Annotated in this window: 24 protein-coding genes; 10 read left to right on the top strand and 14 right to left on the bottom strand. The window is 68.6% G+C overall.

Annotation, left to right across the window (positions count from 1 at the left end):
• Positions 1-5 precede the first annotated feature (5 nt).
• The gene (locus DND132_RS10010) at positions 6-677 is read right to left on the bottom strand and encodes a TetR/AcrR family transcriptional regulator (RefSeq protein WP_014322618.1); all 672 of its coding nucleotides are present in this window, start codon (positions 675-677) and stop codon (positions 6-8) included.
• 204 nt (positions 678-881) lie between these two features.
• Here DND132_RS10010 and DND132_RS10005 point away from each other — a divergent pair, with 204 nt between their 5' ends.
• From DND132_RS10005 to DND132_RS09995, 3 genes are all read left to right on the top strand, one after another.
• Positions 882-2789 carry a molybdopterin-dependent oxidoreductase gene (locus DND132_RS10005; RefSeq protein ID WP_014322617.1) on the top strand — a complete coding sequence of 636 codons (1908 nt, stop codon included), beginning with the start codon at positions 882-884 and terminating at the stop codon, positions 2787-2789.
• 11 nt (positions 2790-2800) lie between these two features.
• Positions 2801-2992 (top strand): hypothetical protein, encoded by a 192-nt coding sequence (locus DND132_RS10000; protein ID WP_014322616.1) that lies wholly within the window; start codon positions 2801-2803, stop codon positions 2990-2992.
• Positions 2993-3090: 98 nt separating this feature from the next.
• A complete protein-coding gene (locus DND132_RS09995; RefSeq protein WP_014322615.1) occupies positions 3091-4365 on the top strand; it encodes a transcription antitermination factor NusB in 1275 nt (424 codons plus the stop codon).
• 65 nt (positions 4366-4430) lie between these two features.
• Here the strand turns inward: DND132_RS09995 and DND132_RS09990 are convergent, their stop codons facing one another.
• Complete coding sequence (locus tag DND132_RS09990) at positions 4431-5012, bottom strand: phage connector family protein (RefSeq protein ID WP_014322614.1); 582 nt, start codon at positions 5010-5012, stop codon at positions 4431-4433.
• A gap of 319 nt (positions 5013-5331) precedes the next feature.
• On the opposite strand from DND132_RS09990, the gene DND132_RS09985 reads away from it, so the two are divergent.
• Complete coding sequence (locus DND132_RS09985) at positions 5332-6585, top strand: HD-GYP domain-containing protein (protein ID WP_014322613.1); 1254 nt, start codon at positions 5332-5334, stop codon at positions 6583-6585.
• Positions 6586-6588: 3 nt separating this feature from the next.
• On the opposite strand, the gene DND132_RS09980 is transcribed toward DND132_RS09985, so the two are convergent.
• The 5 genes from DND132_RS09980 to DND132_RS09960 all read right to left on the bottom strand — a co-directional run bounded on the left by DND132_RS09980 (position 6589) and on the right by DND132_RS09960 (position 12600).
• Positions 6589-7584 (bottom strand): asparaginase, encoded by a 996-nt coding sequence (locus DND132_RS09980; RefSeq protein ID WP_014322612.1) that lies wholly within the window; start codon positions 7582-7584, stop codon positions 6589-6591.
• A 40-nt stretch (positions 7585-7624) separates the two neighbouring features.
• Positions 7625-8230 carry a DsbA family oxidoreductase gene (locus tag DND132_RS09975; protein ID WP_014322611.1) on the bottom strand — a complete coding sequence of 202 codons (606 nt, stop codon included), beginning with the start codon at positions 8228-8230 and terminating at the stop codon, positions 7625-7627.
• Between the two features lie 63 nt (positions 8231-8293).
• A complete protein-coding gene (glnD, locus tag DND132_RS09970) occupies positions 8294-10894 on the bottom strand; it encodes a [protein-PII] uridylyltransferase (RefSeq protein ID WP_014322610.1) in 2601 nt (866 codons plus the stop codon).
• A 148-nt stretch (positions 10895-11042) separates the two neighbouring features.
• Complete coding sequence (locus DND132_RS09965; RefSeq protein ID WP_014322609.1) at positions 11043-11381, bottom strand: P-II family nitrogen regulator; 339 nt, start codon at positions 11379-11381, stop codon at positions 11043-11045.
• A gap of 16 nt (positions 11382-11397) precedes the next feature.
• Positions 11398-12600 carry an ammonium transporter gene (locus tag DND132_RS09960; protein WP_014322608.1) on the bottom strand — a complete coding sequence of 401 codons (1203 nt, stop codon included), beginning with the start codon at positions 12598-12600 and terminating at the stop codon, positions 11398-11400.
• Positions 12601-12866: 266 nt separating this feature from the next.
• Between DND132_RS09960 and DND132_RS09955 the strand changes: the two genes are divergently transcribed.
• The gene (locus DND132_RS09955) at positions 12867-13319 is read left to right on the top strand and encodes a hypothetical protein (RefSeq protein WP_014322607.1); all 453 of its coding nucleotides are present in this window, start codon (positions 12867-12869) and stop codon (positions 13317-13319) included.
• Positions 13320-13322: 3 nt separating this feature from the next.
• Positions 13323-14066, top strand: coding sequence for an SIR2 family NAD-dependent protein deacylase (locus DND132_RS09950; protein WP_014322606.1), 744 nt, complete (start codon positions 13323-13325; stop codon positions 14064-14066).
• Between the two features lie 3 nt (positions 14067-14069).
• On the opposite strand, the gene DND132_RS09945 is transcribed toward DND132_RS09950, so the two are convergent.
• The 7 genes from DND132_RS09945 to DND132_RS09915 all read right to left on the bottom strand — a co-directional run bounded on the left by DND132_RS09945 (position 14070) and on the right by DND132_RS09915 (position 20154).
• Positions 14070-14531 (bottom strand): hypothetical protein, encoded by a 462-nt coding sequence (locus tag DND132_RS09945; protein ID WP_014322605.1) that lies wholly within the window; start codon positions 14529-14531, stop codon positions 14070-14072.
• A gap of 15 nt (positions 14532-14546) precedes the next feature.
• Positions 14547-14963, bottom strand: coding sequence for a hypothetical protein (locus DND132_RS09940; RefSeq protein ID WP_014322604.1), 417 nt, complete (start codon positions 14961-14963; stop codon positions 14547-14549).
• A 143-nt stretch (positions 14964-15106) separates the two neighbouring features.
• Positions 15107-16741, bottom strand: coding sequence for a methyl-accepting chemotaxis protein (locus tag DND132_RS09935; protein WP_014322603.1), 1635 nt, complete (start codon positions 16739-16741; stop codon positions 15107-15109).
• Between the two features lie 124 nt (positions 16742-16865).
• Positions 16866-18017, bottom strand: coding sequence for a chromate efflux transporter (chrA, locus tag DND132_RS09930; protein ID WP_014322602.1), 1152 nt, complete (start codon positions 18015-18017; stop codon positions 16866-16868).
• A gap of 9 nt (positions 18018-18026) precedes the next feature.
• Positions 18027-19256 carry a radical SAM family heme chaperone HemW gene (hemW, locus tag DND132_RS09925; protein ID WP_014322601.1) on the bottom strand — a complete coding sequence of 410 codons (1230 nt, stop codon included), beginning with the start codon at positions 19254-19256 and terminating at the stop codon, positions 18027-18029.
• A complete protein-coding gene (locus tag DND132_RS09920; protein ID WP_014322600.1) occupies positions 19256-19609 on the bottom strand; it encodes a hypothetical protein in 354 nt (117 codons plus the stop codon). The genes hemW and DND132_RS09920 overlap by 1 nt, the downstream gene beginning before the upstream one ends.
• Positions 19606-20154, bottom strand: coding sequence for an epoxyqueuosine reductase QueH (locus DND132_RS09915; protein WP_014322599.1), 549 nt, complete (start codon positions 20152-20154; stop codon positions 19606-19608). The genes DND132_RS09920 and DND132_RS09915 overlap by 4 nt, the downstream gene beginning before the upstream one ends.
• A gap of 308 nt (positions 20155-20462) precedes the next feature.
• On the opposite strand from DND132_RS09915, the gene DND132_RS09910 reads away from it, so the two are divergent.
• From DND132_RS09910 to DND132_RS09895, 4 genes are all read left to right on the top strand, one after another.
• Positions 20463-21431 (top strand): choice-of-anchor A family protein, encoded by a 969-nt coding sequence (locus tag DND132_RS09910; RefSeq protein ID WP_014322598.1) that lies wholly within the window; start codon positions 20463-20465, stop codon positions 21429-21431.
• Positions 21432-21564: 133 nt separating this feature from the next.
• Entirely contained in the window at positions 21565-22164 is a 600-nt protein-coding gene (locus DND132_RS09905) for a VOC family protein (protein ID WP_014322597.1), read from the top strand.
• Positions 22165-22237: 73 nt separating this feature from the next.
• Complete coding sequence (gene sfsA / locus DND132_RS09900) at positions 22238-22966, top strand: DNA/RNA nuclease SfsA (RefSeq protein ID WP_014322596.1); 729 nt, start codon at positions 22238-22240, stop codon at positions 22964-22966.
• Positions 22963-23826, top strand: a complete 864-nt coding sequence (locus DND132_RS09895; protein WP_014322595.1) for a DMT family transporter — start codon at positions 22963-22965, stop codon at positions 23824-23826. Before sfsA ends, DND132_RS09895 begins: the two co-directional genes overlap by 4 nt.
• Positions 23827-23910 lie beyond the last annotated feature (84 nt).

Genomic DNA, 23910 nt, shown 5'->3' with positions numbered 1-23910 from the left:
GTTGTCTACAGGGGGGTGGTCCCCCCTTTCCCCAAGGCCTCCCGGGTTGCCCGCAGCCCGGCCATGGAGAACCGCATGATGTGCTCGATGAGCGGTTCCCTGTAGGCGGCGACGCCCGGGTGTTCCGGGTACACCCGGCTGAAGATCGGCCAGAACGCCATGTAGTAGAAAAGCTGGCCGCCCACGCTGGCCAGGGAATCCCGGACCACGGCGTGGGGCGCGTCCGGCCCGAGTATCTCCCGGATGATTCCGAACAGCTCGTCGTTGTCCGGCCGGGTGAAATTTTCCACCAGGGCGTCCAGATGCCCGGTGGGCGCGGTCATCTCCCGGAGCACGATGGCGACGACGTCCTTGCCCACGGGGTCGTCGCTGAACCCCACCTCGACCATGACGGTCAGGAACCGCCGCAGTTTTTCCTCGGGCGGGAGCCCCTCGGACGGCTGGTTCTTTTCCGTCTCCATCCGGCGGCGGCGATTCTCGGCGAAGACCACGTCCAGGATCGCCCGGTAGAGTTGCGCCTTGCCCCCGAAGTAGTAGTTCACGGCCGTGGCGTTGGCCGTTCCGGCCGCCTCGCAGATGTCCCGCACCGTGGCCCCCTCGAATCCGTGGCGGGCGAACTGGGCGATTCCCGCGAAAAATATCCGTTCCTTGGTGGACGGGTTGTCCGGCATACCCATGTCTTGACCTCTCTGAGTGCTTGCCGTGCAGTCTAGCCGCGCGTCCCGTCCGACGCAATGCGTTTGTATAATGCAACTGCATTAAATCGAAACCGCTGTCAAGGGGGCGGGCCGGGGGGTGGAAAAATGTGGGGTCGGGCATCGGCATTTACGATTTGACCTCTCCGGGCAAATTCTCCACTCTCCCGGCCAGGGGGAATGCGCATGAAGATCGTCACGGCATGCACCATGGATTGCGGCGACGCCTGTTCGCTGCTGGTGGACACCGAGAGGCGGACCGTCCGGGGCAACCCGAAACACCCGTTCACCAAGGGATTCTGCTGCAAGAAGGGCGCCCGCTACTTCCGGCGGCTGGACTCGGACGAGCGCGTGGTCGAGCCGCTCGTCCGGCGCGGAGAGGGTTTCGAGCCCACGGACTGGGACACGGCCCTCGGCCTGATCGCGGACCGTCTCGACGCGGCCCGGCGCGTGCCCGAGTCCATCCTGCACGTGCACGGCCACGGCTACCGGGGCATCCTGGGCACGGCCAGCACCAACTTTTTCGAGCGGCTGGGCGCGTCCACGGTGTACGGCTGCGTCTGCGACGACACCGGCATCGAGGCCTGCCTGCGCGACTTCGGCGTGCTCAACCACAATGACCCCGAGGACATCCTGAACAGCGACCGGGTGGTCAACTGGGGCCGGGACATGACCCGCTGCTCCGTGCACCAGCTCGCCCTGCTGAAGCAGGCGCGCAAGCACGGCACCGAGGTCCTGTCCATCTCGCCGGGCGGGGACGGCACGCCCGAGTTCTCCGACGTCAACGTGGTCATCCGGCCGGGCACGGACCGTTTCCTGGCGGCCGCCGTGCTCAAGCTCTTCCTGGAGGCGGGCGACCTCAACCCGTGGGTCCTGACCCGGACCGCGAACTGGCCCGCCCTGCGCGGCCTGGTGGACGGCCTGAAGTTCCGCGACCTGTGCGCTGCCTGCGACGTCCCGGCCGAGGACGCGGAGATGGTCTACGAGTGGTACGCCGAGCGCGGCAACACGGCCACCGTCGTGGGCTGGGGATTGCAGCGCCACCGCTTCGGCGGGGAGAACGTCCGCTTCATCAACGCCGTGGCCATGGTCTCGGGCAACATCGGCGTGCGCGGCGGCGGGGCCTACTTCAACATTTCGTCGGGCCGCAACCTCGGCTCCTGGGCGCACCTCATCGAGGGCGGCGAAACACCGGCCACGCGGCGGCGGCTGCTGTTGCAGGACCTGGGCGCGGAGCTGCGCCGGGCCGACCCGCCCGTGGACTTCGTCTGGATCGACGGCCACAACGTGGTCAACCAGGTGCCGGACGGCCTGGCCGTGGCCGAGGCCCTGGCCGCGCCGTTCACCGTGGTGGTGGACGGGTTCCTGAACGACACGGCCCTGTGCGCCGACGTCATCCTGCCGCCCGCGCTCATGTTCGAGCGGCGCGACGTGCTCGGCTCCTACGTGCACAACTACGTCAACCTCTGCGACCGGGCCCTGCCCCCGCGCGGCCTGGCCCGGCCGGATTTCGACATCCTGGCCGACCTGGGGTCGCGGCTGCGCGAGCCCGTCCGCCTGCCGGACGAGGAGACCTGCCTGCGCGAGGGGCTCAAGGCCTCGGCCGTGTCCTTCGACGAGCTGCTGGAGAACGGCTTCGCCCGGGTGAACCACCCCTTCGTGGCCTTCGAGAACCTGGTCTTCGGCCACCTGGACGGGCTGTACCGCTTCCCCGAGGCCCTGCACCCCGAGCCCGCGCCCGACCCGGACTTTCCCCTGCAGCTGCTGACCGTGGTGAGCGGCGAGTCCCTGCATTCGCAGATCCCCGAGGCGGACCAGCGCGGCGTGCCCACGGTCCGCATCGGACGGACCAATCCGGCCCTGGGTGTCCTGGACCCGCAGGGCGACGTATATCTGGTCACCGACCTCGGGGCCATGCAGGTCCGGGTGGAGGTCGAGGACGGCCTGCATCCCCGGGCCGTGCTCATGCGCCGGGGCGGCTGGATGAAATACGGCCAGGGGGCCAACGCCATCATCCACCCCTCGGTCACGGACATGGCCTTCGGCACGGCCTACTACAGCCAGGCCTGCCGCCTGGAAAATCGTCAACCATAAAGGATAGCTGAATGAAACTGCTGAAAAAGATCATTGTCGTCGCCTGCCTCCTCGCCTTCGTGACCGTCGGCCTGGGGTGCGGCGAGGAAGGGACCATGGAAAAGACGGGCAAGAAGCTGGACAAGGCCGCCCAGGACGCGGGCCAGCAGATGGACAAGGCCGCCGAGGACGCGGGCAACGCCGCCAAGAAGCTCTTCGAATAGCCATCGTCCCCCGGCGGCGGAATCGGCGCGGATTCGTCACGCCGCCGTCGGGCCGGCCCCCTTGCCAAAGGGGGTGTCCGGCGGGTAAGAGTCGGGGTATGCAAGCACGTTCCCCCAAGCCCCTGCCTGCCGCCAGGCGGGTGGCTCTCGAAGCCCTGTTCCGCTGTCTCATGAACAGGCAGGACATTCAGGCCTCCCTGGACGCGGCCCTGTCCTCGGGCGTGGACGACCCGCGCGATCTGGGGCTGGCCACGGAGCTGAGCTACGGCTACCTGCGGCTCAAGGGCCGCATCGAGTACGTCCTGTCCCGGTTCCTCAAGGACCCCGGCAAGCTCAATCCCAAGATGCGTCTGGCCATGGGCGTGGCCGCCTACGAGATCCTGTTCCTGGACAAGATCCCGGCCTACGCCTCGGTGGACTGGGCCGTGGAGTTCTCCAAGTCCAAGCCGGGCGCGCGCCTGGCCGGGCTGTTCAACGCCGTGCTCCGCCGGGTGGCCGAGCTGGACGGCGACGCCCACGACCCGGACTTCTTCCGCAAGGACGCCTCCCTGCCCGAATTTCTGTCCCGCTGGTACGCCTGCCCGCAGTGGCTGGTGGACCTGTGGTGGCGCGAGTACGGGGAAAAGACGGCCACGGACTACCTGGAGGCCCAGCTCAAGCCCCCGGCGCTCGGCTTCAACCTCTTCGGTCACCCCGAGGCGGACGCCCTGTACGCGGAGATCGCGGGCTGGCCCGAGCTGATCGACATCGAGGGCATGAGCTTCGCCCTGCCCGCGGGCACGAGCTTCGAGGGCGAGCCCGATCCGCCCCTGGCCCGGCAGTCCTTCGCCGCGCGCCAGGCCGTGGAGGCCCTGGACCCGGAGATGTGGGACGGCCCCGTCTGGGACGCCTGCGCCGGACGCGGGGGAAAGACCCGCATCCTGCTGGAAAAGGGGCTCGACGTGTTGGCCTCGGACCCGCACCGGGGCCGCCTGGCCGCGCTCTCGCGCGAGCTGCCCGGCGTGGAGATATTCGAGGCCAACGCGGCCACGGCCGAGCCGCCGCGCGTGCCCGGCACCATCCTCCTGGACATGCCCTGCTCGGGGCTGGGCGTGCTTTCGCGTCGGCCCGACACCAAGTGGAAGCGCAGGCCCGCCGACCTCGGCGACCTGACCCTGCTGCAGCGGGAGATCCTGGACAACGCCCTGGAACAGGTCCGGCCCGGCGGGCGCATCGCGGTCATCACCTGCACCCTCAATCCCGAGGAGAACCAGGGGCTGGTCGCCCGGTTCGTCGGGGACCACGAGCGGGTCGCGGTCGAGCGCGAGTGGACCACGCCGTCCGACTCGCCGCTGAACGAATTCTTTTACGCCGCTTCCTTGTCCGTCAAATAGCCTTCGGTTTGCGGCATCTTTCGGCGCGCGGCCCCGTGATCGGGCCGCGCGCCGTTGTTGTTTCGTCAGCCGCCGAGCTTGGCCCCCAGCCAGCCGGCCGGGGTCACGGACTCGGGCACGCCCTCGCGGGCGTCCACGCCGCGCGCCTCGGCCAGCTTCTCCTGGTAGGTCTTCCAGCAGGACTGGGCCAGGGCCGTGGACCCGGACAGGGGATAGGCCAGGGTGGCGGCCAGCCGCGCGGACAGGGCCTCGGACAGCAGGGCGTCGTACTTCTTGGGGTCGGTCTCGCGGCGCACGTAGGCGATGAAGATCGGGGCCTCCTCGTCGCACAGGATGATCCCGGACTGGATCTCCCAGTCCTCGACGTCCTCGCCGTCCACGCCGGTGATGGCGATGATCCGCAGGAAGTCCGTGGGCAGGACAAACTTGTACGCCCATTTCCACAGGGGGGCCGTGGTCCCGGCGGCCAGCTCGGCCTGGGCCATGGCGCAGTTCCACGGGTGGGCGCGCAGCACGGCGTCGCGCACCGCGGGCCAGCGGTGGTTGCACAGCCCGGCGGCCTTGGAGTCGTCCGTCAGGGACATGATCGCGTCCTCTCCCAGGTCCAGCAGGGCGTTGTTGCAGATTTCGATCACACTCGTTGCCATATGCGTGTTCCTCGCTTTGCTAGGGTTGCGGGCATCCCGGCCCGGCCAGCCTAGCACGGGTTTTCGGCCCGACACGGTTTCGGGAACGAATGACAAGGAAAAGCGTCCGATCGGCAGGAAAAATCAACTTGACACGGTGGCGCGGAAAAGGGGCCGGGGCCGGGCAGGCGCCCTGTCACCGGCTGTTGACAACCGCCGGCGAATGGGTTCCCATCCGGCTCGCGAAATATAATTGGCTGCGCCCGGCCGAACCGCGATGCTTCTTCCGGCCCTGCGGAAAAATACTCGAACAAAGCTCCCCTGACGGCGTGAAGGTTCCATGGAAGACGTCTCCCTCATCGACCTCGCCTGCGGCATCTCGTCCGCCCTCGACTACATCTCCCCCACGGTCACCGGCCACCATCGGCGGGTGGGGTTGGCCTCGGTCGCCCTGGGCGGACGCGTGGGCATCGGGGCCTCCTCCCTGGTGGACCTGCTCCTGGCCGGGCTGCTGCACGACATCGGGGCCTTTTCCATGGACCTGGCCCTGGACGGGCTGAGCTTCGACGCGGACCTGGAGGAGCACGCCGTGGTCGGCTATCGGCTACTCCGCGACCATCCCTTCCTGGAGCGCGCCTCGCGCATGGTCCTGTACCACCACACCAGCTGGCGGGACCTGCGGGTCATCCGCCAGGAGGGCGACCGCGAGACCCTGCTGCTGGCCAACATCGTCAACCTGGCCGACCGGGTGGACATCCTGCGCCGGGTGGGCAAGGCGGCCCATGAACGCCGGGACGTGGAACTGACCGTGGCCGGGTTCGGCTCGGACCTGTACGCCCCGGAGCTGCTGCGGGCCTTTGCGGAGCTGGCTGAGGGCGGCATCTTCTGGCCCCTGGTGGAGGAGATGGACCGGCCCGTGCGCGAGATGCTCTCCAGGGAGCTGCTCGACGTGCGCATCACTCCGGACCAGCTCATCGACTTTTCGGGCTTCTTCACCCGGATCATCGACTTCCGGAGCCGCCACACGGCCACCCACACGGCGGGCGTGGCCGAGACCGCGGTCCTGCTGGCCCGGCTGGCGGGCATGGACGAGCGGGAGCAGAAGGCCATGCGCCTGGCCGGGAACCTGCACGACATCGGCAAGCTGGCCGTGCCCACGGTCCTGCTGGACAAGCCGGGCGCCCTGGACGACGACGAGTACGTCAGGGTCAAGGACCACGCCACGGTTTGCGCCGAGGTCCTGCGGGCCATCCCGGGGCTGGGCGAGGTGGCCGACTGGGCCTGCCAGCACCACGAGCGGCTCAACGGCAAGGGGTATCCCCTGGGCCTGACCGAAAAGGACCTTTCCCTGGGCTCGCGGATCATGCAGGTGGCCGACGTGCACACGGCCATCACCGAGGACCGCCCCTACCGCAGGGGCATGACCCGCGAACAGGCCGTGTCCGTGCTCCGCTCCATGGCGGACGAGGGCTTCCTGGACCTGGACGTCGTCAACCTGGTCATCGAGAACCACGACAAGCTGGACGCGGTCCGGACCATGGTCCAGAGCCGCGCCCTGTCCGAGTTCCGGCGGTTTGCCGAAGCCTCCCGCTGACCCCTAGGCCTCTTCGAATATCTCGCGGATCGCGTCCGGGTCGCTGGTCAGCCCCAGGGCGCACATGAGCCGGATGCGGGCCTTGGGCCCGCCCAGCCGGCCGGCCAGGATGACCCCCCTGGCGTGCAGGTCGGCCCCGCCGCCGGGATAGCCGTACACGGGCCAGACCCCGCCCTCGATGCAGCGCGTGGTCAGGACCACGGGGATGCGCCGGGCCAGGCAGGCCTCGATCCCCTCGACCAGGGCCGGGGGCACGTTGCCCGCGCCGAATCCTTCGATGACAACTCCCTTTGCTCCCTCGCTTATTGCATGATCGAGAGGTTTCCGGTCAATTCCCGTATACGCGGTGATGAGCGGCACGTTGGTCTCGATGTCCGCCGGGTTGAACTTGCGCCGGGGCATGGCCAGGGAGTGCCGCCGGGCCAGGAGCACGGACTCTCCGGCCACGTAGCCGACCACGCCCGCCTCGCGCGACTCGAAGGCGTCCACGTTGAGCGAGTTGACCTTGACCGCCTCGCGGGCCGCGAAGATGCGGTCGGTCATCAGGATGCACGCCCCGATGCCGGGGGGCAGGGGGAGCAGGCAGGCGCGCACGGTGTTGGCCAGGTTGCGGATGCCGTCGTAGCCCGCCTCGGAGTAGTAGCGCATGGACCCGGTCAGGATGACCGGCTTGTCCGAGTGGACCACCAGGTCGCACATGTAGGCGGTCTCCACCAGGGTGTCGGTGCCGTGCAGGACTACGGCCCCGAGCACGGACTCCTCGCTGAGGGCCGTCTCCACGTCGCGGGCCAGCCGGAACATGTCCTCCGGGGTCATGTGCGGGCTCGGCTTGTCCGACCAGAGCACGGGCCGCAGGATCACGTCCGACTCCTGGGGCGAGAGCTGGTTGAGCAGCCCCTCGAAGTTGCCGCCGGGGGCCACGCCTTCCTTGCCTTCCACCGGGGACATGCCGATGGTCCCGCCGGTGAAGAAAATTACGATTTCAGCCTGTTGCGTCATAGTATCCCGCTTGTTGCGGTTCGTTGCTGTGTGTTGCGGTCTATTCCGTGCGCAGGGCCGCTTCCATGGCCCGGCGCAGGACGGCCTCGTCCACGGCCCCGGTGATGGGCGGCCGCCCCGCGACCACGAAGGTGGGGATGGCCGTCACGCCCGCGGCCCGCGCCCTGGCCGAGCCGTCGGCCAGCCGCGCGGCGTAGCGGTGGTCGGTCAGGGCCTCCTTGACCCCGGCCGCGTCCAGGCCGGAGCGCACGGCCACGTCCAGGACCACCTCCAGGTCCCCGATGTTCCGCCCCTCGGTGAAGCCCGCCCGGAACATGCGCCCGTGGAAGTCGTGGAACCGGCCCGCGTCCCGGGCGAACTCCGCCGCCTCCAGGGCCAGGCGCGAGTTGGCCAGCAGGGTCATGCGCGCGAAGCCGATGCCGTAGGGCTTGCCCCGCTGGTTGCAGGTCATGGTCACCTGGTCGATGTCGAAGCGGTCGAAGAGCTCGTCCACGGGCCGTCCCTCGGGCGGGGTCTCGGGGTGCAGCTCGTGGGGCAGCCAGGTGTCGCGGATGTCGAAGTCCCGGCGCAGGTGGTCGATGATGCCCGAGCCGACGAAACAGAACGGGCAGACGAAATCGGAAAAGATGGTCAGGTCGATGGGCATGGTGCATCCTCAAACTGGGGTCTGCCCACAGTCTACGGTCCGCCTTTGAAAAGTAAAGGGCTTTTACCGGGGCGCGGCCGCGTCCAGGAGGTCCCGGCGCAGGGTGTCCATGCGCGTCTCGTCCAGGAGCCGCTGCCCGTCCTGGGTGCGCACGTGGAAGACGTCGGCGGCCCGGCCCTGGATGGTCGTGATCATGGCCAGGTGGATGGACAGCCCGTGGGCGGCCAGGGTGCGGGCCATGTCGAACAGGAAGCCGATGCGGTCCGTGGCCGCCACTTCGACCACGGTGTAGAAGTCGCTGGCCCGGTTGTCGATGGTCACCAGGGGCTTGAGCTTCGGGCGGCCGCGCCCCCTGGCCAGGGGCGAGTTGCAGCGCTCGGCCAGTCGCGCGGCCAGGTCGAGCTTGCCGACCATGGCGTAGGCCACGGACCGGCCCACCCTGGCCCAGACCTCCTCGGCGTAGAGGTTTTCGGGCGGCTCGCCCACGGTGAACACGTCCACGGCCGTGCCGTCCTTCCAGGTGAAGATGTCGGCGGCCAGGATGTTCAGGCCGTGCAGGGACAGGGCTCCGGCGATGGTCGCGAACAGCCGGGGCTGGTCCACGGCCGCGATGGTCAGCCGGAAGGTCTTCTCGGCCCGGCCCGGCGCGGCCTCGATGAGGTTGACCCCCTTGCCGCCGATGGACGACGGCTTGCGCATGCGGTCCTCGGCCACGGCCGCCCACAGCCGTCTGACCAGGCGCACGTGCCCGGCCAGGGCCTCCGGGGTCAGGGCCAGGAAGGCGCGCGGCGGCATGGCCCGCAGGGCCGCGTCCACGAACTCCGGGTCCAGGTCCGGCAGGGCGGCCAGCACGGCCAGCCGGGCGTCGGCCAGCCGCCGGGCCGCGTCCGGCTCGGCCAGGGGCCCGTGGCGCAGCAGGTTGCGCACCTTGAAATAGAGCTCGGACAGCAGGGAGCGGGTCCAGCCGTTCCAGGCGCGCGGCCCGGTGGCCATGGAGTCGGCCGTGGACAGCAGGTGGAGCATGTCCAGCCGGGCCGTGTCCCCGACCACGGCGGCCACGTCCGCCACGGTGCGCTCGTCCGACAGGTCGCGCCGGGTGGCGGTCTTGGGCAGGAGCAGGTGGTGTTCCACCAGGAAGGCCGCGTCCTCGACCACCTCGGGCTTGCGGCCGTAGCGGGCCAGGACCTCGCGGGCCAGGTCCGCCCCGGCCGTGGAGTGGTCGGGCGCGCCCTTGGCCAGGTCGTGGAAAAACCCGGCCAGGACCAGCCCGACCCGGTCGGCCACGCGCGCGCCCAGCTCGCCGGTCCACTCGCCGTCCCCGCGCAGGAAGTCCGAGAGCAGGGCCACGGTGGCCAGGGTGTGCCGCCCCACCGGGTGGACGTGGTAGTCGTTGAACTGGATGAGGTGCTCGACCTCGGCGAAGGCCGGGAACAGGGCGGGCAGCAGCCGGGTCTCCAGGAGTCCGTCCAGGGCGGTGCGGCAGTGCGGGGCCAGGAATATCTCCACCAGCAGGGACAGGGTCTCGGGCCGGTCGGCCAGCCCGGCCGCGAACCGGGCCGGGTCCCGGCGGACGATGCGCCGCGCCCCCCAGGTCAGGGGCAGGCCGGTGCGCGCGGACTCCAGGAACGCGCCGAGCACGTTGTCCGGGTCGGCCTCGGACTGCCGCTTGAAGCGGATGCCCTCGGGCCCGGCGGCCAGGTTGCGGATGGACAGCTCGGGTAGGCGGCCCGTGCGCACCGGGAAGGCCTCCTGGAACAGGGCCTCGCGCATGGCCTTGATCCGGGTCATGGCTTGGTGCAGCCGGGACAGGAAGAACTCCACGGCCAGGCCGGTGTCTCCCGGCGAGGCGGTCCGGGAGGCGAAGCCCATGAGCCGCGCCGTGGGCGGCTGGAGATCGAAGTAGAGGCGGTCGGTCTTGCGTCCGGCGGCCAGGTGCAGGGCCGTGCGCACGCGGTTGAGGAAGGCCTGGTCCTCGCGCAGCCGCGAGAGCTCCTCGGGCAGGAAGATGGGGTTGCGCTTGAGGGCCTCGAGGACCCGGGTCAGCCAGGCCACCTGCTGGCCGTCGCGCAGGCCGCCCAGTCCGTTCTTGAGCTCGGGTTCGAGCAGGGCCGAGGCGTCGCCGTACTGCGCGGCGCGGGCCGCGTTGTGCTCGCGCAGGGACCCGGCGAAGGTCTCGCCGGACTTCTTGAGGACCTTGTCCGCGAAGGCCGCCCGAAAGGTCTCGAAGACCCCGGCCTGCCCGGCCAGGGGGCGGGCGTCCATGAGCGAGGCCAGGACCTGGAAGTCCTTGCGCGCCAGGGACACGCAGTCGGCCACGGTGCGCGCGCCGTAGCCCAGGTCCAGGCCCAGGTCCCACAGGGGGAAGAGCAGGGTCTTGATGAATTTCTCGGCCCCGGACGGGATGCGCTGGCGGAAGAGCAGGAGCACGTCGATGTCCGAACCGGGGCACAGCCGCCCGCGGCCGTAGCCGCCCACGGCCACGAGCACGAAGTCGAACCGCTGCGGCCCGGCCTCGCGGATGCGGTCCTCGAAGTAGTGGTCCACCAGGTGGGTGTATTCCCAGGCGAAACCGCCCACGGACCCGGCCTCGGCCCGGCCCCACAGGTCCGCCCTGGCCTGTTTCAGCCTGTGGGCGGATTCGGGGAGTTGGCTGTCCGGCGGCATGGGCGGCTCCTGGTTGACCGGCGGGGAAACGGGGGGCGGCCGGGAGAGGGAATAGCTCCCGGCCGCCGCCGGTCCGGCCGGACCGGCATCTGTTCGGGCGTGCGTCGGGACTCTCTTCCTCGCGGCCCGGATGGTTCTCGGATCGGGGCTAGATGGCCTCCACGCCGGTCTCGCCGGTGCGGATGCGGACCACCTCGTCGATGGTCGAGACGAAGATCTTGCCGTCGCCCACCTCGCCGGTGCGCGCGGCCGCGCGGGCCGCCTCGACCACCTCGGGCGCGAAGTCGTCCTCGACCACGGCCTCGATCTTGATCTTGGGCACGAAGTCCACCTGGTACTCGGCCCCGCGATAGACTTCCTTGTGGCCGCCCTGGCGGCCGAACCCCTTGACTTCGCTGACGGTCATGCCCTTCACGCCGATGCCGGAGAGGGCGGTCTTGACGTCGTCGAGCTTGAACGTCCGGGTGATGATTTCGATTTTCTTCATGTCGCTGTCTCCTTGACTACCACTGATAACCGGTCTCGGAATGCTCGGCAATGTCCATGCCCTTGTCCTGCTCCTCGTCGCTGGCCCGCATGCCGATGGTGGCGTCCACCGCCTTGAAGATGACGAAGGTCATGGCGAAGCAGAACGCCCAGGTGGCCACCACGGAGACGAACTGGACCCACAGCTGGTGGGCATTGCCCGCGATCAGCCCCTCGGCGTTGACCGTGGCCAGGAGGCCGGTGGCCAGGGCGCCGTAGGTGCCGCCCAGGCCGTGGATGCCGACCACGTCGAGCGCGTCGTCGTAGCCGAACTTGTTCTTGAGCATGATCCCGCCGTAGCAGAGCACGCCCGCGCCCAGGCCGAGGACGATGGCCCACATGGGCGTGACGAACCCGGCGGCCGGGGTGATGGCCACCAGTCCGGCCACCGCGCCCGAGGCCGCGCCCAGGGTGGTGGCCTTGCCGCCGTGCATCCACTCGGCGATGATCCAGGATAGGGCCGCGGCGGCCGTGGCCATGTGCGTGGTCACGAAGGCGTTGGCGGCCGCGCCGTCGGCGGCCAGGGCGGAGCCCGCGTTGAAGCCGAACCAGCCGAACCAGAGGATGGCCGCGCCCAGGATGGTCATGGGCAGGTTGTGCGGGATGAAGGCGGTGGAGCCGTGGCCCTTGCGCTTGCCGATGAGGATGGCGCAGCACAGGGCCGCCGCGCCCGAGCTCATGTGGACCACCGCGCCGCCCGCGAAGTCCAGGGCGCCCATCTGGCCCATCCAGCCGCCGCCCCAGACCCAGTGGCACATGGGGGCGTAGACCAGGATCAGCCACAGGGCGGAAAAGACCATGAACCCGCCGAACTTCATGCGCTCGGCAAAGGCCCCGGTGATCAGCGCGGGGGTGATGACCGCGAACATGCACTGGAAGATCATGAAGGTCAGGTGGGGCAGGTTCTCGGCCGGGGACCCCGCGTTGGTCATGCCCACGCCGTTGAGGAAGGCGAAGTCGAGCCCGCCGATGAGTCCGCCGATGTCCGAACCAAAGGACAGGGTGTAGCCGATCACGGCCCAGAGCACGGACATGAGCCCGAGCATGATGAAGGACTGCATGATGGTTGCGAGAACGTTTTTCGAACGGACCAGCCCGCCGTAAAACAGCGCCAGCCCGGGGGTCATGAACATGACCAGGGCAGCGCAGACCAGGATAAAGGCGTTGTCGGTGTAATTCATTGTTCAAACCTCCAGCGGCTCGATATGCAAGACTGAGGCCAAGGAAAAATCACGGTATTTGGGGAACATCCACACAAATGTATTTTTTTGGTTTGACAAAAGTGGTAATTTCGCCAAAATATTGTCAATATTGTTAATATATATGGCGGTAATTGTCGATTCGATCGAGCGGACGCCGGAACGGGCGTTGTTTGACCGGAAGAGGGCAAACCAGTAGGGTTTGCGGAGGAAATGGTACGGGCCTGCGGCCGGGGGAGGGTGACGGCATGACCATGAGGACCAAGAGCGCGCTGGTCGTGGCCACGGGGCTGCTGCTGTTGTTCTCCGTGATGGTCTCCTTCGACTACACGGGCAAGTACGTCAGCGACCGCTTCTTCAAGGCCCTGAAGGAGGCCCCGGCCGGGACCGGCAGGACCTTTTCCCTGGACGCCTTCATGGAATACTACGACTGGGATTCCGTGTGCCTGGTCCTGCCCGGCACCGAGCAGGACTTCTCCACCCGGTTCGGCCGCGAGTACGAGCCCAGGGGCGAGAAGCCGGGCGGCTGGAGCCTGGTCTTCCTCAAGGAGGGCAAGGTCCAGGCCGAGATCACCGTGGATCCGGCCGTGCTCGGCCCGCCCAACCGGCCCGACCCGCCCTGCCTGGAACGCTGGGCCGCCATCTTCACCCTGTCCCGCGACGGGCAGGGCAACCTCCACATGGCCTTTGCCGGACACTAGCCCATGTCGAACCACGCCCTTGCAAACGCCGCCGAGGTCCTGAAGACGGCCCGCTGCGCCATGGCCTTCACCGGCGCGGGCATCTCCGTGGAGTCCGGCATCCCGCCCTTCCGGGGGCCGGGCGGCGTGTGGTCGAAGTACGACCCGGACAAGTTCGAGAAGGGGTATTTCAAGCGCCATCCCGAGGAGGTCTGGCCCCTGCTCAAGGAGATATTCTTCGACATGCTCGGCCGGGCCCGGCCCAATCCGGCCCACCTGGCCCTGGCCGAACTGGAGGCCGCCGGGAAGCTCGCGGGCATCGTCACCCAGAACATCGATTCCCTGCACCAGGCCGCCGGGAGCCGGGTGGTCCACGAGTATCACGGCTCCACCCGGCGCATGCGCTGCCTGTCCTGCCTGACCTTCTTCGACTCCGCCGCCATCTCCCTTAAGACCCTGCCCCCGCCCTGCCCGGCCTGCGGCGGCCTGCTCAAGCCGGACTTCGTCTTCTTCGGCGAGGGCATCCCGAGCGACGTGCACGCGGCGGCCACGGACCTGGCCAAGCAGGCGGACGTCTGCCTGGTCATCGGCACGGGCGGCGAGGTCATCCCGGCCGGGCGCATCCCCCACGTGGTCAAGCAGCACGGCGGCACGATCATCGAGATCAACCTGCGGGACACCGCCTACACCTACAACACCACCGACTACTTCCTCGAAGGCAAGGCCGGCACGCGCACCCCGGAGCTGGTCCGGGCCGTGCTGGGCTGATGATCAGCCGCCGGTCTCGGCCCCGCCCCCGCCGTCCGCCGCCCGCCGGGGCCGGAGGATGAAGTCGTGCGCTGGGCGGAAGGCAAAGGCGGCCAAGAGCATCGCGTTCGCCAGGAATATGCCGCCGTAGAACAGATGGGTCGCCCCGTCCCACTGATTGAGCACGGTTTCACCCAAGGGGTATGCGGCAAGGAGGACGTTGACGGCCGCCGCCGCAATGGCCGGTTTTGCGGAGCCTGTCCGTCCCTCGATCCGGAGGCAGACATGCCGCACCAGCAGGAAGTGGGTGGCCCCCGCAGCCATGACGAACAGGACGAAGGGCCAGTTCAGGGATCGCAGTCGCGCGAAGTCGAGCGTCACCAGGTCGATGGCGGTGAAGAGCCCTACAAGAAAGACATACACGGCCACGGCGAACGCCTGGAGCGCCAGGTAGCCGAGGAGTATGATCCGAACGAGTAAGCGCATGGAATGTAACGGGGCCTAGACGCCGCCCGCCGCCCGCCGGGGCCGGAAGATGGCGTCGTGCATGGGGCGGAAGGCGATGCGTAGAAAGACCAGGGCGTTGGCCGCCGCCATCGCCCCGTGGATCGAGAGGGCGTTATCCCGCCAACTGCCTCCCAGATCGGCGAAGAAGAAATGGAGCGCCGCGAACAGCAGTACGCCGGAGTCGACCGAGGCGACGAGTCTGCCGGGCCTGAACCGGGTGCGGAGACAATAGGCGATCAGGCAGCGATGCGCCGTGAAAACGGACACGATGCCCGCGATCAATGACGCCGAGATGAGGAAAAAGGGAATCGCCTGAACGCAGAGGAAGGCCAGAAGCACCATGCGGCCCCATTCGGCGACCGGGGTGTCGAGGTCGGCGGGCTTCCCGCGCGCGGTGCTTCCATCCTTCATGGGCTACTTCTGTGGCCATTCCGGAAGAATGTCAAATATAGACTGGACGTTTCGCGGGGTCGCGGTCCACAATCCCATTGAGCCGCCCGCAGGCCGCCTACGGGGGCTCCTCGCCGGTTCGCTTGCGTGCCGAAGCGCCCCGGTCAGGACTGCATGCGGCCGATGAGTTCCTTGAGGGCGCCCGCCAGGGTGGACAGGCGGTTCAGGTCGGTGCGGGCCTCGGCCATGGCCTGGGCGGTCTCGCCGGAGATGGTGGTGATCTCCTCGGTGGCCCGGGTGACCTGTTCGCTGGTGGCCGACTGCTCCTCGGCGGCCGTGGCGATGGAGCGCACCTGGTCCGCGGTCAGGATGACGGATTGCCGGATGTTCTCGATGGACTGCCCGGCCCGGCCCGCCAGGTCCGTGGACTCCCGGATGGCGGCCACGGCGTCTTCCGTGGCCGCGACGTTCTCGCGGGTGCCGGTGCGGATGGACTCGATGGCCTGGTCCACCTCCCGGGTGGCGGTCATGGTCTTTTCGGCCAGCTTGCGGACCTCGTCGGCCACCACGGCGAAGCCGCGCCCGGCCTCGCCCGCACGGGCCGCCTCGATGGCCGCGTTGAGGGCCAGCAGGTTGGTCTGGTCCGCGATGTCGTCGATGACCTGCATGATCGCGCCGATGTCCTCGGTCTGCTTGTCCAGCCGGGTCATGGACTCCTTGAGGACCTCGGACCGGACGCCCACGCCCCGGATGGCCTCGACCACCTGGTGGACCAGCCCGGCCCCCTCCTCGGCCAGGTCGCGCATGTCGTCCGCGTTGTTCGAGGCGTCCCCGGCGTTCCGGGCCACCTCGAGCACCGTGGCGTTCATCTGTTCCATGGCCGTGGCCGTTTCCCCGGCCCGGTCGCGCTGGACGTCCGAGCCTCGGCTGGCCTCGTCCACCGTGCGCGCCAGGGTGTCGGACGCCTCGTCCAGCTCGCGGGCGATGGATTCGGCCTCGCGGGCGGCCTCACTGATGAGCTCGTGCTGGTGCAGGGCCTCGGTCTCGCTGCGCTTGATCTCCGTGGTCTCGGTCAGGATGGTGAAGGCCCCGATCATGTTGCCGTCCAGGTCCTTGATGGGCGAGATGTCCACCAGCAGGTGGTAGGGGCGGCCCTTGCGGCCCCGGCCCTCGGTGGCCTGGCCCGTGATGATCTTGTCCTGGCGCATGCACTCGCCGAGTAGGGTCGGCCGGGAGCGGTCGCCGTAGACGAACTCGGCCATGTGCATGCCGATGAATGCGGACGGCGGCTCGTCGATCTGGAGCAGGTCCAGTTCGGCCTGGTTCAGGAAGGTGATGACCTCGTCGGTGTCCACGACCACGCACGGCTGGGTCAGGCTGGTCAGCAGCCCCTGGGACATGCCCAGCCGGGTCTTGAGCTCCACGGTCATGTTCCGGACCGCGTCGATGGTCTCGCCGATGGCGTCGCGGGCCTGGTAGTCGATGGCCGCGCCGTAGTTGCCCGCCGCCACCTCGAGGGTATAGGCCGAGAGCTGGCGCAGGGGCCGGATCAGGATGCGCACCAGGATGAAGCTGCCGAGCAGGGCTCCGGCCACGCCCGCGGCCACGATGAGCGCGGCCACCAGCAGGACCCGGCGCTCGACCCCGGCCAGGACGGCCGGGTCCAGGTCCAGCCCGCCCAGGGCGTTGTCCAGCATGAGGAGGATGCCCCCGGCCAGGATCAGGGCGGTCAGGGTGACCATGACCACCACGCCGAGGATGAGCTTGAAGCGGAACGGGACGTTTCTGGGATCGATCATGCCTCATCCTCCGGGTTGCCGAAACCTGCGCACCAAAAGGCCCCACGCCGGGCGTTTTTTCTGGAAAATCTTTAAAATCTCTACGGGGGGCGGTCGATTCTGTCAATACGGCCGGATTTTCCGGCTAGAACAACACGGCCCCGAGTCCGGCCCCGGCCAGGACCACCCAGAGGATGTCCACCTTCAGGCGCAGGGCGGCGAAGGCGGCCAGGGCGAGGAGGGCCTGCCCCGGCGTCCAGTGGATGGACAGGGCGAAGCGCACGGCCACGGCGGCCATCAGCCCCACCAGGGAGATGAGGCTGCCCTTGAGCACCCGCCGGGCCACGGGCGAGCGGACCAGCCGGTCGGCGAAGGGCGTGGCCGCGCACAGGACGATGAGCGAGGGCGAGAACACGGTCACGGCGGCCACCAGGGCCCCGGCCAGGCCGGACACGGCGTAGCCCACGAAGGCCCCGGTCATGACGATGGGGCCGGGCGTGACCTGGCCCAGGGCGATGCCGTCCATGAACATGGGCTCGGTCAGCCAGCCGCGCACCTCGACCACCTCGTGGAGCATGAGCGGCACGGACACGTACCCGCCGCCGAAGGCGAAGCAGTCGATCTTGACCATGAGCAGCCCCAACCGGAACAGCTCGGGGGCGACCAGCCAGAGGACGGCCAGCAGGGCGAGGAGCGAGGCCAGGAGCAGCCCGGCGAAGCGCAGAGGACCGCGTCCGGTCCCTTCGCGGGGCTCGGGCAGCCCGCACTGCCCGTCGCGGACCAGGAACACGGCCAGGACGCAGACCACGGCCATGGCCAGGATGGGGTTGCCCCTGAGGCCGAGCCAGACGCCCGCCAGGCAGGCCAGGAGCTTGTCGGCCAGGCTGTCCAGGTAGCGCCGGGCGAAGTTCACGGCGGCGTCCAGGATCAGGGCGGTGATGACCAGTTGCAGGCCGGTGAAGGCCGCGGTCACGGCGGCCACGTCGCGGGCCGAGAAATAGAGCACGGTCAGGCCGAGCATGAGCAGCAGGGCGGGCAGGCCGAAGCCCACGTAGGCGGCCAGGGCCCCGGCCCCGCCGCGCGCCCGCAGCCCCACGTAGGCGGCCACCTGCATGGCCGTGGCGCCGGGCAGGAGCTGGGTCAGGGACATGCCCAGGGAGAAGGTCGGCTCGTCCAGCCAGCCTTCGCGCTCCACGGTCCTGGCCCGGATGAACGGGACCATGGCCGGGCCGCCGAAGGCGGTCAGCCCGAGGCGCAGGAAGACCAGAAAGATGCGGATCAAGGCGGGGCGCTGCATGGTTTCTCCCTAGTCGCCGAAGGCCAGCCGTTCGATGATCACGTTGGACACGAGCATGCCGTTCTTGGTCAGCCGCAGCCGACCGCCCGAGATGCGCACCAGGTTTTCGCGGTGCAGGGCGCTGATGAGCTGCTCCTTGCGCTTGACCAGGTCGAGGCCCGTACGCCTGCGGTACTCCTTCAGGTCCAGCCCCCTGGACGTTCGCAGGGAGAGCATGACCATCTCCTCCAGCAGGATGTCGTCGGTCAGTTCCTCGTAGTCGTTGCCGACCAGCTCGCCGCGCACATAGGCGTCGTACTCGTCCATGTAGCGCGGCACCGTGAACCGCCTGCGCCCCAGGGTGGACACGGCCGACGGCCCGAGCCCCAGGTAGTCGGACCCGTCCCAGTACCCGGAATTGTGCACCGAGGTGAAGCCCATGCGCGCGAAGTTGGAGACCTCGTAGTGCAGGTAGCCCACGGACTCCAGGTATTCGGCCCCGTACACGAACATGCGCCCCTGCTCCTGGTCCAGCGGCAGGGCCAGGTCTCCGCCCTCCCCGCAGCGCCGGGCCATGACCGTGCCCTCCTCCAGGGTCAGGTTGTAGGCCGAGATGTGCTCGGGCCGCATCTCCGAGACGATGCGCAGCTGGTCCAGCCAGACCTTGAGCCGCTGGCCGGGCAGCCCCCAGATGAGGTCCACCCCGATGTTGCCGAACCCGGCCCGCCGCGCCTGGTCGAAGGCCTGGTAGGCCATGGCCACGGAGTGCGGGCGGCCCATGACCTGCAAGTCCGCGTCCTTGAGGCTCTGCATGCCGAGCGACAGGCGGTTGAAGCCCAGGGACAGGAGCCCCCGGAAATAGCTCACGTCGTGGGCCGAGTCCGGGTTGGCCTCGATGGTCGTCTCAGCGCCCGGATTGAGGACAAAGGCCTTGCGCAGGGCGGCCATGATCCGGTCCAGCCCGGCCAGGGGGATCAGGGACGGGGTGCCGCCGCCGAAATAGACCGTGCGCAGCCTGGGCCGCTGGAGCCGCCGCCCCCACAACTCGATCTCCCTGAGCAGCAGGGACAGGTACCAGGCGAAGGTCGTCGGGTCGAAGGACTGGGAGTGGAAGGAGCAGTAGTGGCAGCGCGAGCGGCAGAAGGGCACGTGGATGTAAAGGAGCAGCCCCTTGCCGTCGTCCGCCATGCGCGCCGGGGCGGACCCGGCGTCGGGAAAGGCCGGGCGCGCGGGCACGTATTCGCCGTAGATTTTGCCCATCACGCCTCCCGGCGGCTCGACAGGACCGCCAGGGCCCCGACGACGAGATAGGCGGCCACGGCAAAGCCGATGGCGGCCACGCCGGGCGCTTGGGTCAGGCTCGACCAGGCCAGGAGCAGCCCCCCGGCCGCCTCGTAGAGCATGAGCACGGTGATGGCCCAGATGGAGATGACCCGCCCTGCCTGGGCGAAGCGGGCGATGATCCCGTAGACGACGAGGGTCAGGATGCCGAGTCCCCAGACCTCGGCCGTGCCTTGAGCAAGCCCGTTCACGACCACGGCGACGGCCTTGAGCAGCAGGAAGCCGGCGAGCGCGTGGCCGCGCGTGAACAGGAAGCGGAGCAGGGCGGTCATGGGCGGCTCATCAGCTCCCGCTTGTACCGCTCGTTTTCGCTGTACAGGCAGCCGCAGTACTGTTGGCGGTAGACACCCCACTCCTTGGAGACGTCGATGCCCTCCTGCCACCCCGCGCGGAAGTCGCGGTACAGGAATCTCGTCTTCGCCGACTCCAGGTCCCGGCCCAGCGCCGCGATCTCGTCGTGTTTCTGGTATTTCGAGTAGAGCAGGGTGGTGGTGAAACCGTCGAAGTTGCCGCGCCGGGCGATCTGCGTGGTGCGCTCCAGGCGCATGGCGTAGCAGTGGAAGCAGCGGTTGTTCTCGCGGTGGGCCACGGCCCGGAACCACTCCTGGGGCCGGTACTCGTCGTCCTTGACGATGACCTTCACGCCCAACCGCTCGGCCACGGCCAGGCAGCCGTCCCGCCGCTTCACGTACTCCGTGAGCGGATGGATGTTCGGGTTGTAGAACAGCCCCGTGACCTCGTGCCCCTCGGCCAGCAGGGTCCGGAGGGTGGTGATGGAGCACGGTCCGCAGCAGATATGCAGCAATACGTTCGGCATGGGCCGCAGTGTGCGCCGATTCGCCGTTATTTGTAAAGGGAGGATGGGCCGCCCTTCTCAATGCGGCGACCGGCGGGGCGGTTTGCCGGGTCGGCGGCAACACCCGGAAACGTTTGGTCTTTCGGACGGGCGCTGTAAAAAGATTCGACAGGATTTCCACACCGCTTTACACGCGACGCCATGGCGGGAAACATTAAGATAAGTTATTACAAACAGTTGTGGTTGAGCACGCTTTTTGCTAACCATTCTCAAAATTCAACCGCGTCCTCAAGCCCCCCGGGCCTGCGCATATTCATCCGGAGCATCCTGTGAAAAAGCATATCCCTGCCCTCTGCCTGGTCCTGCTGTTGTTCTCGGCCGCACCGGCCATGGCCGCATACATCGACCTCGGCGTGGCCGGGGAGTACAACGCGTTCATTCTCGGCGACTTCTCGAGCAGCAGCTCCGATACCCAGGGCCGCCTGGCCGTGGGGGGCAACGCCACCATGCAGTGGTACACCATCGGAGATACCCTGGCCGACGGCTACTCCGGCTACTCGCTGGTAGTGGGCGGAGACTTGACGTACAACGGCGGAGACCCGAGTTACAACGGCGGCGAAGTGAAACACGGCGACGTGGCCGTGGGCGGTTCCGCCGCTTCGTCGAACTTCACCCTTGTGGACGGGACCCTGTCCTCCGGCATCGACATCGACGGCATCATCGATTTCGAGGAACAGGCGGCCTACCTCCGGGCCCTGTCGGTCACTCTGGGCGGGTACGAGGCGACCGGCACGGACGTCCTGAGCGGGAACGTCCTGACCTTGACCGGCGACGGCACGTCGCTGTTGCAGGTATTCAACCTCGACGGCCTCGAACTCATGGGCAGCACCGAGCTGAGCCTCGACGGCGTGGCCGACGGATCGACCATCCTGATCAACGTCTCCGGCGACGTCTCCGGGCTGGTCGGCATAGGCATGGGAGATCTCACGGCCTACCGCGAGAACGTCCTGTTCAATTTCTACGAGGCCGACCTGCTGTATCTGGACAGCGTCGGCGTCCAGGGCTCCATCCTGGCCCCGTTCGCCTCCGTGAACGGCGCATACGGCGAGGGCAGCGGCTGGGGCAGCATCGACGGCACCCTCATCGCGGAGTCCTACTACGCGCACATCGAGCAGCACGACGTCCCGTTCAACAGCACCACGCCGGTGCCCGAACCCGGCACCTTCGTCATCATGGGGCTCGGCCTGCTGGCCCTGACGCTCTTCATGCGGCGGCGCGGACAGCGCGTCCAGGCGTAGACACAGGCCCCGGCCCCCGGTCCGGGGCTTTTTTCGCGCCCGGCCCGGACCCTGCCGCGTCCGCGTCCGGTTCTCCTTTCCTCCCTTCCCCGGCCATGGTAGCCTGCCCGGAAACCAAGCGAGGAGAACTCTCATGGCACGATATACCGGCATCAACCACCTGGCCATGGTCACCGGCGACATGGACGCGACCATCCGGTTCTGGCGGGACCTGCTCGGCATGCGGCTGGTGGTCGGCCTGGGCAGGCCCGGCTACCGCCACTACTTCTTCGAGATCGCCGAAAACGACATGATCGCCTTTTTCGAGTGGGACGGCGTGGAGCCGCTGGACGAGAAGGACCACGGCTTCCCGGTCAAGGGCAAGGTGGCCTTCGACCACATCTCCTTCGGCGTGGCCGCCGAGGACGACCTTTGGGAGCTCAAGGACAAGCTCGAGGCCGCCGGGGTGTGGTGCTCCGAAGTGGTGGACCACGGCTTCATCCACTCCATCTACGCCTTCGACCCCAACGAGATACCCATCGAGTTCAGCGCCCCGGTACCCGGCGTGGACATCCGCAGGACCCCGGTCATGGTCGATTCCGAACCGAGCGCCGAGGCCCGCAGGGGACCGGAGCCGCAGCCCGGCGTCTGGCCCGAGGTGACCGCGCCCACGCCGGACGCGGACAGGGCCGTGTACGAGGGCGAGGGCCACAGGATCGTCGAGGCCCTGGAGGCGCGCCGGGACGGGGAGTAGCCGGGACCGGGCCGCGTTTCCGCTGGCAAAAGCGCGGGAAATCGCCTAGAGCTTTTGATCCCGAGGAGAGACCGTGCCCAGACCCGTTGCCCGCATTCCCTTTGCCGCGCCCTGCCGCCGCGCCGCCTTTGTCCGCCGCATCAAGCGGTTCACCGTGGAGGCCGTGGCCCTGGACGGACCGGACCGGGGCGCGCTCCTCAAAGCCCACACCAACAACACCGGGTCCATGCTCGGCCTGCTCCGGCCGGGCGGCACGGCCCTGCTCTCGCCCGCGGCCAACCCGGACCGCAAGCTCCGGTACACCCTGGAGGCGCTCGATCTGGCCGGGGCCATGGTCGGGGTGAACACGCTGACGCCCAACCGCATGCTCCATGCGGCCTGGCGGGCCGGGGCCCTGCCCGAGATGGACGGCTACGAGCATTTTCAGAAGGAAGCCAAGGTGGGCGAGAGCCGCCTGGACGCGCACCTGACCGGGACGCGCGGCGATCTGTGGGTGGAGTGCAAGAACGTCACCCTGGTCGAGGAGGACGTGGCCCGCTTCCCGGACGCGATCACCGAGCGCGGCCAGAAGCACCTGCGCGAACTCATGGCCCTGGCCGTGACCGGGGCGCGCGTGGCCCTGTTCCTCCTGGTCCAGCGGCCCGACGGGCGCTGCTTCGGCCCGGCGGACTTCATCGACCCGGTCTACGCGGAACTCTTTTACGAGGCCCTGGACGCCGGGGTGGAGGCCTGGCCCTACGTGGCCGACGTGGACGAGACCGGCATCACCCTGGGGCGCAAGCTCAAGGTGGTGGCCCCGTGAGCGCTCTCTTCATCGGCGCGGTGCTGATCAGCTTTTCCTCGGTCATGGTCGTCCTGGCCGGGCTGCCCCCGGACGTGGCCGGGTTCTACCGGCTGACCGGCGGCGGGCTGGCCATGCTCGCGGTCCTGGCCCATGCGGGCAAGCTCCGGCTGTTCACCCCGCCCGTGATCAAGTGGGGCTGCGTGGCCGCCGTGTTCTTCGCGGGCGACTTCGTCTTCTGGCATCGGGCCATCGTCTTTGTGGGACCCGGCCTGTCCACCATGCTCGGCAACTTCCAGGTCATCCCCCTGGCCGTGGTCTCGGCCCTGTTCTTCAAGGAGCGTCTGTCCGGGCGCATGTACGCGGCCATCCCGCTGGCCCTGGCCGGGCTCTACCTCATGGTCGGCGTGGGCTGGTCGCACTTCACCGCCGACTACCGGCTGGGCGTGGTCTACGGGCTCCTGACCGCCTGCTTCTACGCCCTGTACATGCTCTCGCTCAAGTACGCCCTGGCCAAGGACCGCATGGACTCCCTGGTCCTGGCCTCGGTCGCGGCCCTGGCCACCGGCCTGATCCTCGGCGGCTTCGCCCTGTTCGAGGGCGAGTCCTTCGTCATCCCCACGCTCAAGTCCCTGGCCGCCATCTCCACCCTGGCGCTCGTCTGCCACGCCGTGGGCTGGTTCCTGATCACCCGGGGCATCCAGACCGTGCGCGGGGCCCTGGTCGGGTTGATACTGCTGTTGCAGCCGACCCTCTCCTTTGTCTGGGACATCCTTTTTTTCCACAAGCCGGTCAATCTGATAGAGCTATCCGGTGTGGCTCTGGCGCTCATAGGCATCTACATCGGCTCCCAGGGCGGGAAGAAGAAGCGGGTACGGTAGGCGGCTTCCGATAGCGGGCCATCCGCACATTTTTCGAAGGGGGATTTGACCGCAGTGTACACCCCGTACATGAGGATCAAATCC

Source organism: Pseudodesulfovibrio mercurii (assembly GCF_000189295.2).
GTDB lineage: Bacteria > Desulfobacterota > Desulfovibrionia > Desulfovibrionales > Desulfovibrionaceae > Pseudodesulfovibrio > Pseudodesulfovibrio mercurii.
This window is presented reverse-complemented; position numbering and strand designations above follow the sequence as displayed.

Bases quoted from the DNA above. Each gene is read 5' to 3' on its own strand.
- DND132_RS09985 (WP_014322613.1), top strand. From the start codon at position 5,332: ATGGAAGACGTCTCCCTCATCGACCTCGCCTGCGGCATCTCGTCCGCC.
- DND132_RS09935 (WP_014322603.1), bottom strand. From the start codon at position 16,741: ATGATCGATCCCAGAAACGTCCCGTTCCGCTTCAAGCTCATCCTCGGC.
- DND132_RS09940 (WP_014322604.1), bottom strand. From the start codon at position 14,963: ATGAAGGATGGAAGCACCGCGCGCGGGAAGCCCGCCGACCTCGACACC.
- DND132_RS09975 (WP_014322611.1), bottom strand. From the start codon at position 8,230: ATGCCCATCGACCTGACCATCTTTTCCGATTTCGTCTGCCCGTTCTGT.
- DND132_RS09965 (WP_014322609.1), bottom strand. From the start codon at position 11,381: ATGAAGAAAATCGAAATCATCACCCGGACGTTCAAGCTCGACGACGTC.
- DND132_RS09980 (WP_014322612.1), bottom strand. From the start codon at position 7,584: ATGACGCAACAGGCTGAAATCGTAATTTTCTTCACCGGCGGGACCATC.
- DND132_RS10010 (WP_014322618.1), bottom strand. From the start codon at position 677: ATGGGTATGCCGGACAACCCGTCCACCAAGGAACGGATATTTTTCGCG.
- hemW (WP_014322601.1), bottom strand. From the start codon at position 19,256: ATGGGCAAAATCTACGGCGAATACGTGCCCGCGCGCCCGGCCTTTCCC.
- DND132_RS09960 (WP_014322608.1), bottom strand. From the start codon at position 12,600: ATGAATTACACCGACAACGCCTTTATCCTGGTCTGCGCTGCCCTGGTC.
- DND132_RS10005 (WP_014322617.1), top strand. From the start codon at position 882: ATGAAGATCGTCACGGCATGCACCATGGATTGCGGCGACGCCTGTTCG.
- DND132_RS09990 (WP_014322614.1), bottom strand. From the start codon at position 5,012: ATGGCAACGAGTGTGATCGAAATCTGCAACAACGCCCTGCTGGACCTG.
- DND132_RS09905 (WP_014322597.1), top strand. From the start codon at position 21,565: ATGGCACGATATACCGGCATCAACCACCTGGCCATGGTCACCGGCGAC.
- DND132_RS09945 (WP_014322605.1), bottom strand. From the start codon at position 14,531: ATGCGCTTACTCGTTCGGATCATACTCCTCGGCTACCTGGCGCTCCAG.
- DND132_RS09920 (WP_014322600.1), bottom strand. From the start codon at position 19,609: ATGACCGCCCTGCTCCGCTTCCTGTTCACGCGCGGCCACGCGCTCGCC.
- DND132_RS09995 (WP_014322615.1), top strand. From the start codon at position 3,091: ATGCAAGCACGTTCCCCCAAGCCCCTGCCTGCCGCCAGGCGGGTGGCT.
- DND132_RS09915 (WP_014322599.1), bottom strand. From the start codon at position 20,154: ATGCCGAACGTATTGCTGCATATCTGCTGCGGACCGTGCTCCATCACC.
- DND132_RS09950 (WP_014322606.1), top strand. From the start codon at position 13,323: ATGTCGAACCACGCCCTTGCAAACGCCGCCGAGGTCCTGAAGACGGCC.
- chrA (WP_014322602.1), bottom strand. From the start codon at position 18,017: ATGCAGCGCCCCGCCTTGATCCGCATCTTTCTGGTCTTCCTGCGCCTC.
- DND132_RS10000 (WP_014322616.1), top strand. From the start codon at position 2,801: ATGAAACTGCTGAAAAAGATCATTGTCGTCGCCTGCCTCCTCGCCTTC.
- glnD (WP_014322610.1), bottom strand. From the start codon at position 10,894: ATGCCGCCGGACAGCCAACTCCCCGAATCCGCCCACAGGCTGAAACAG.
- DND132_RS09955 (WP_014322607.1), top strand. From the start codon at position 12,867: ATGACCATGAGGACCAAGAGCGCGCTGGTCGTGGCCACGGGGCTGCTG.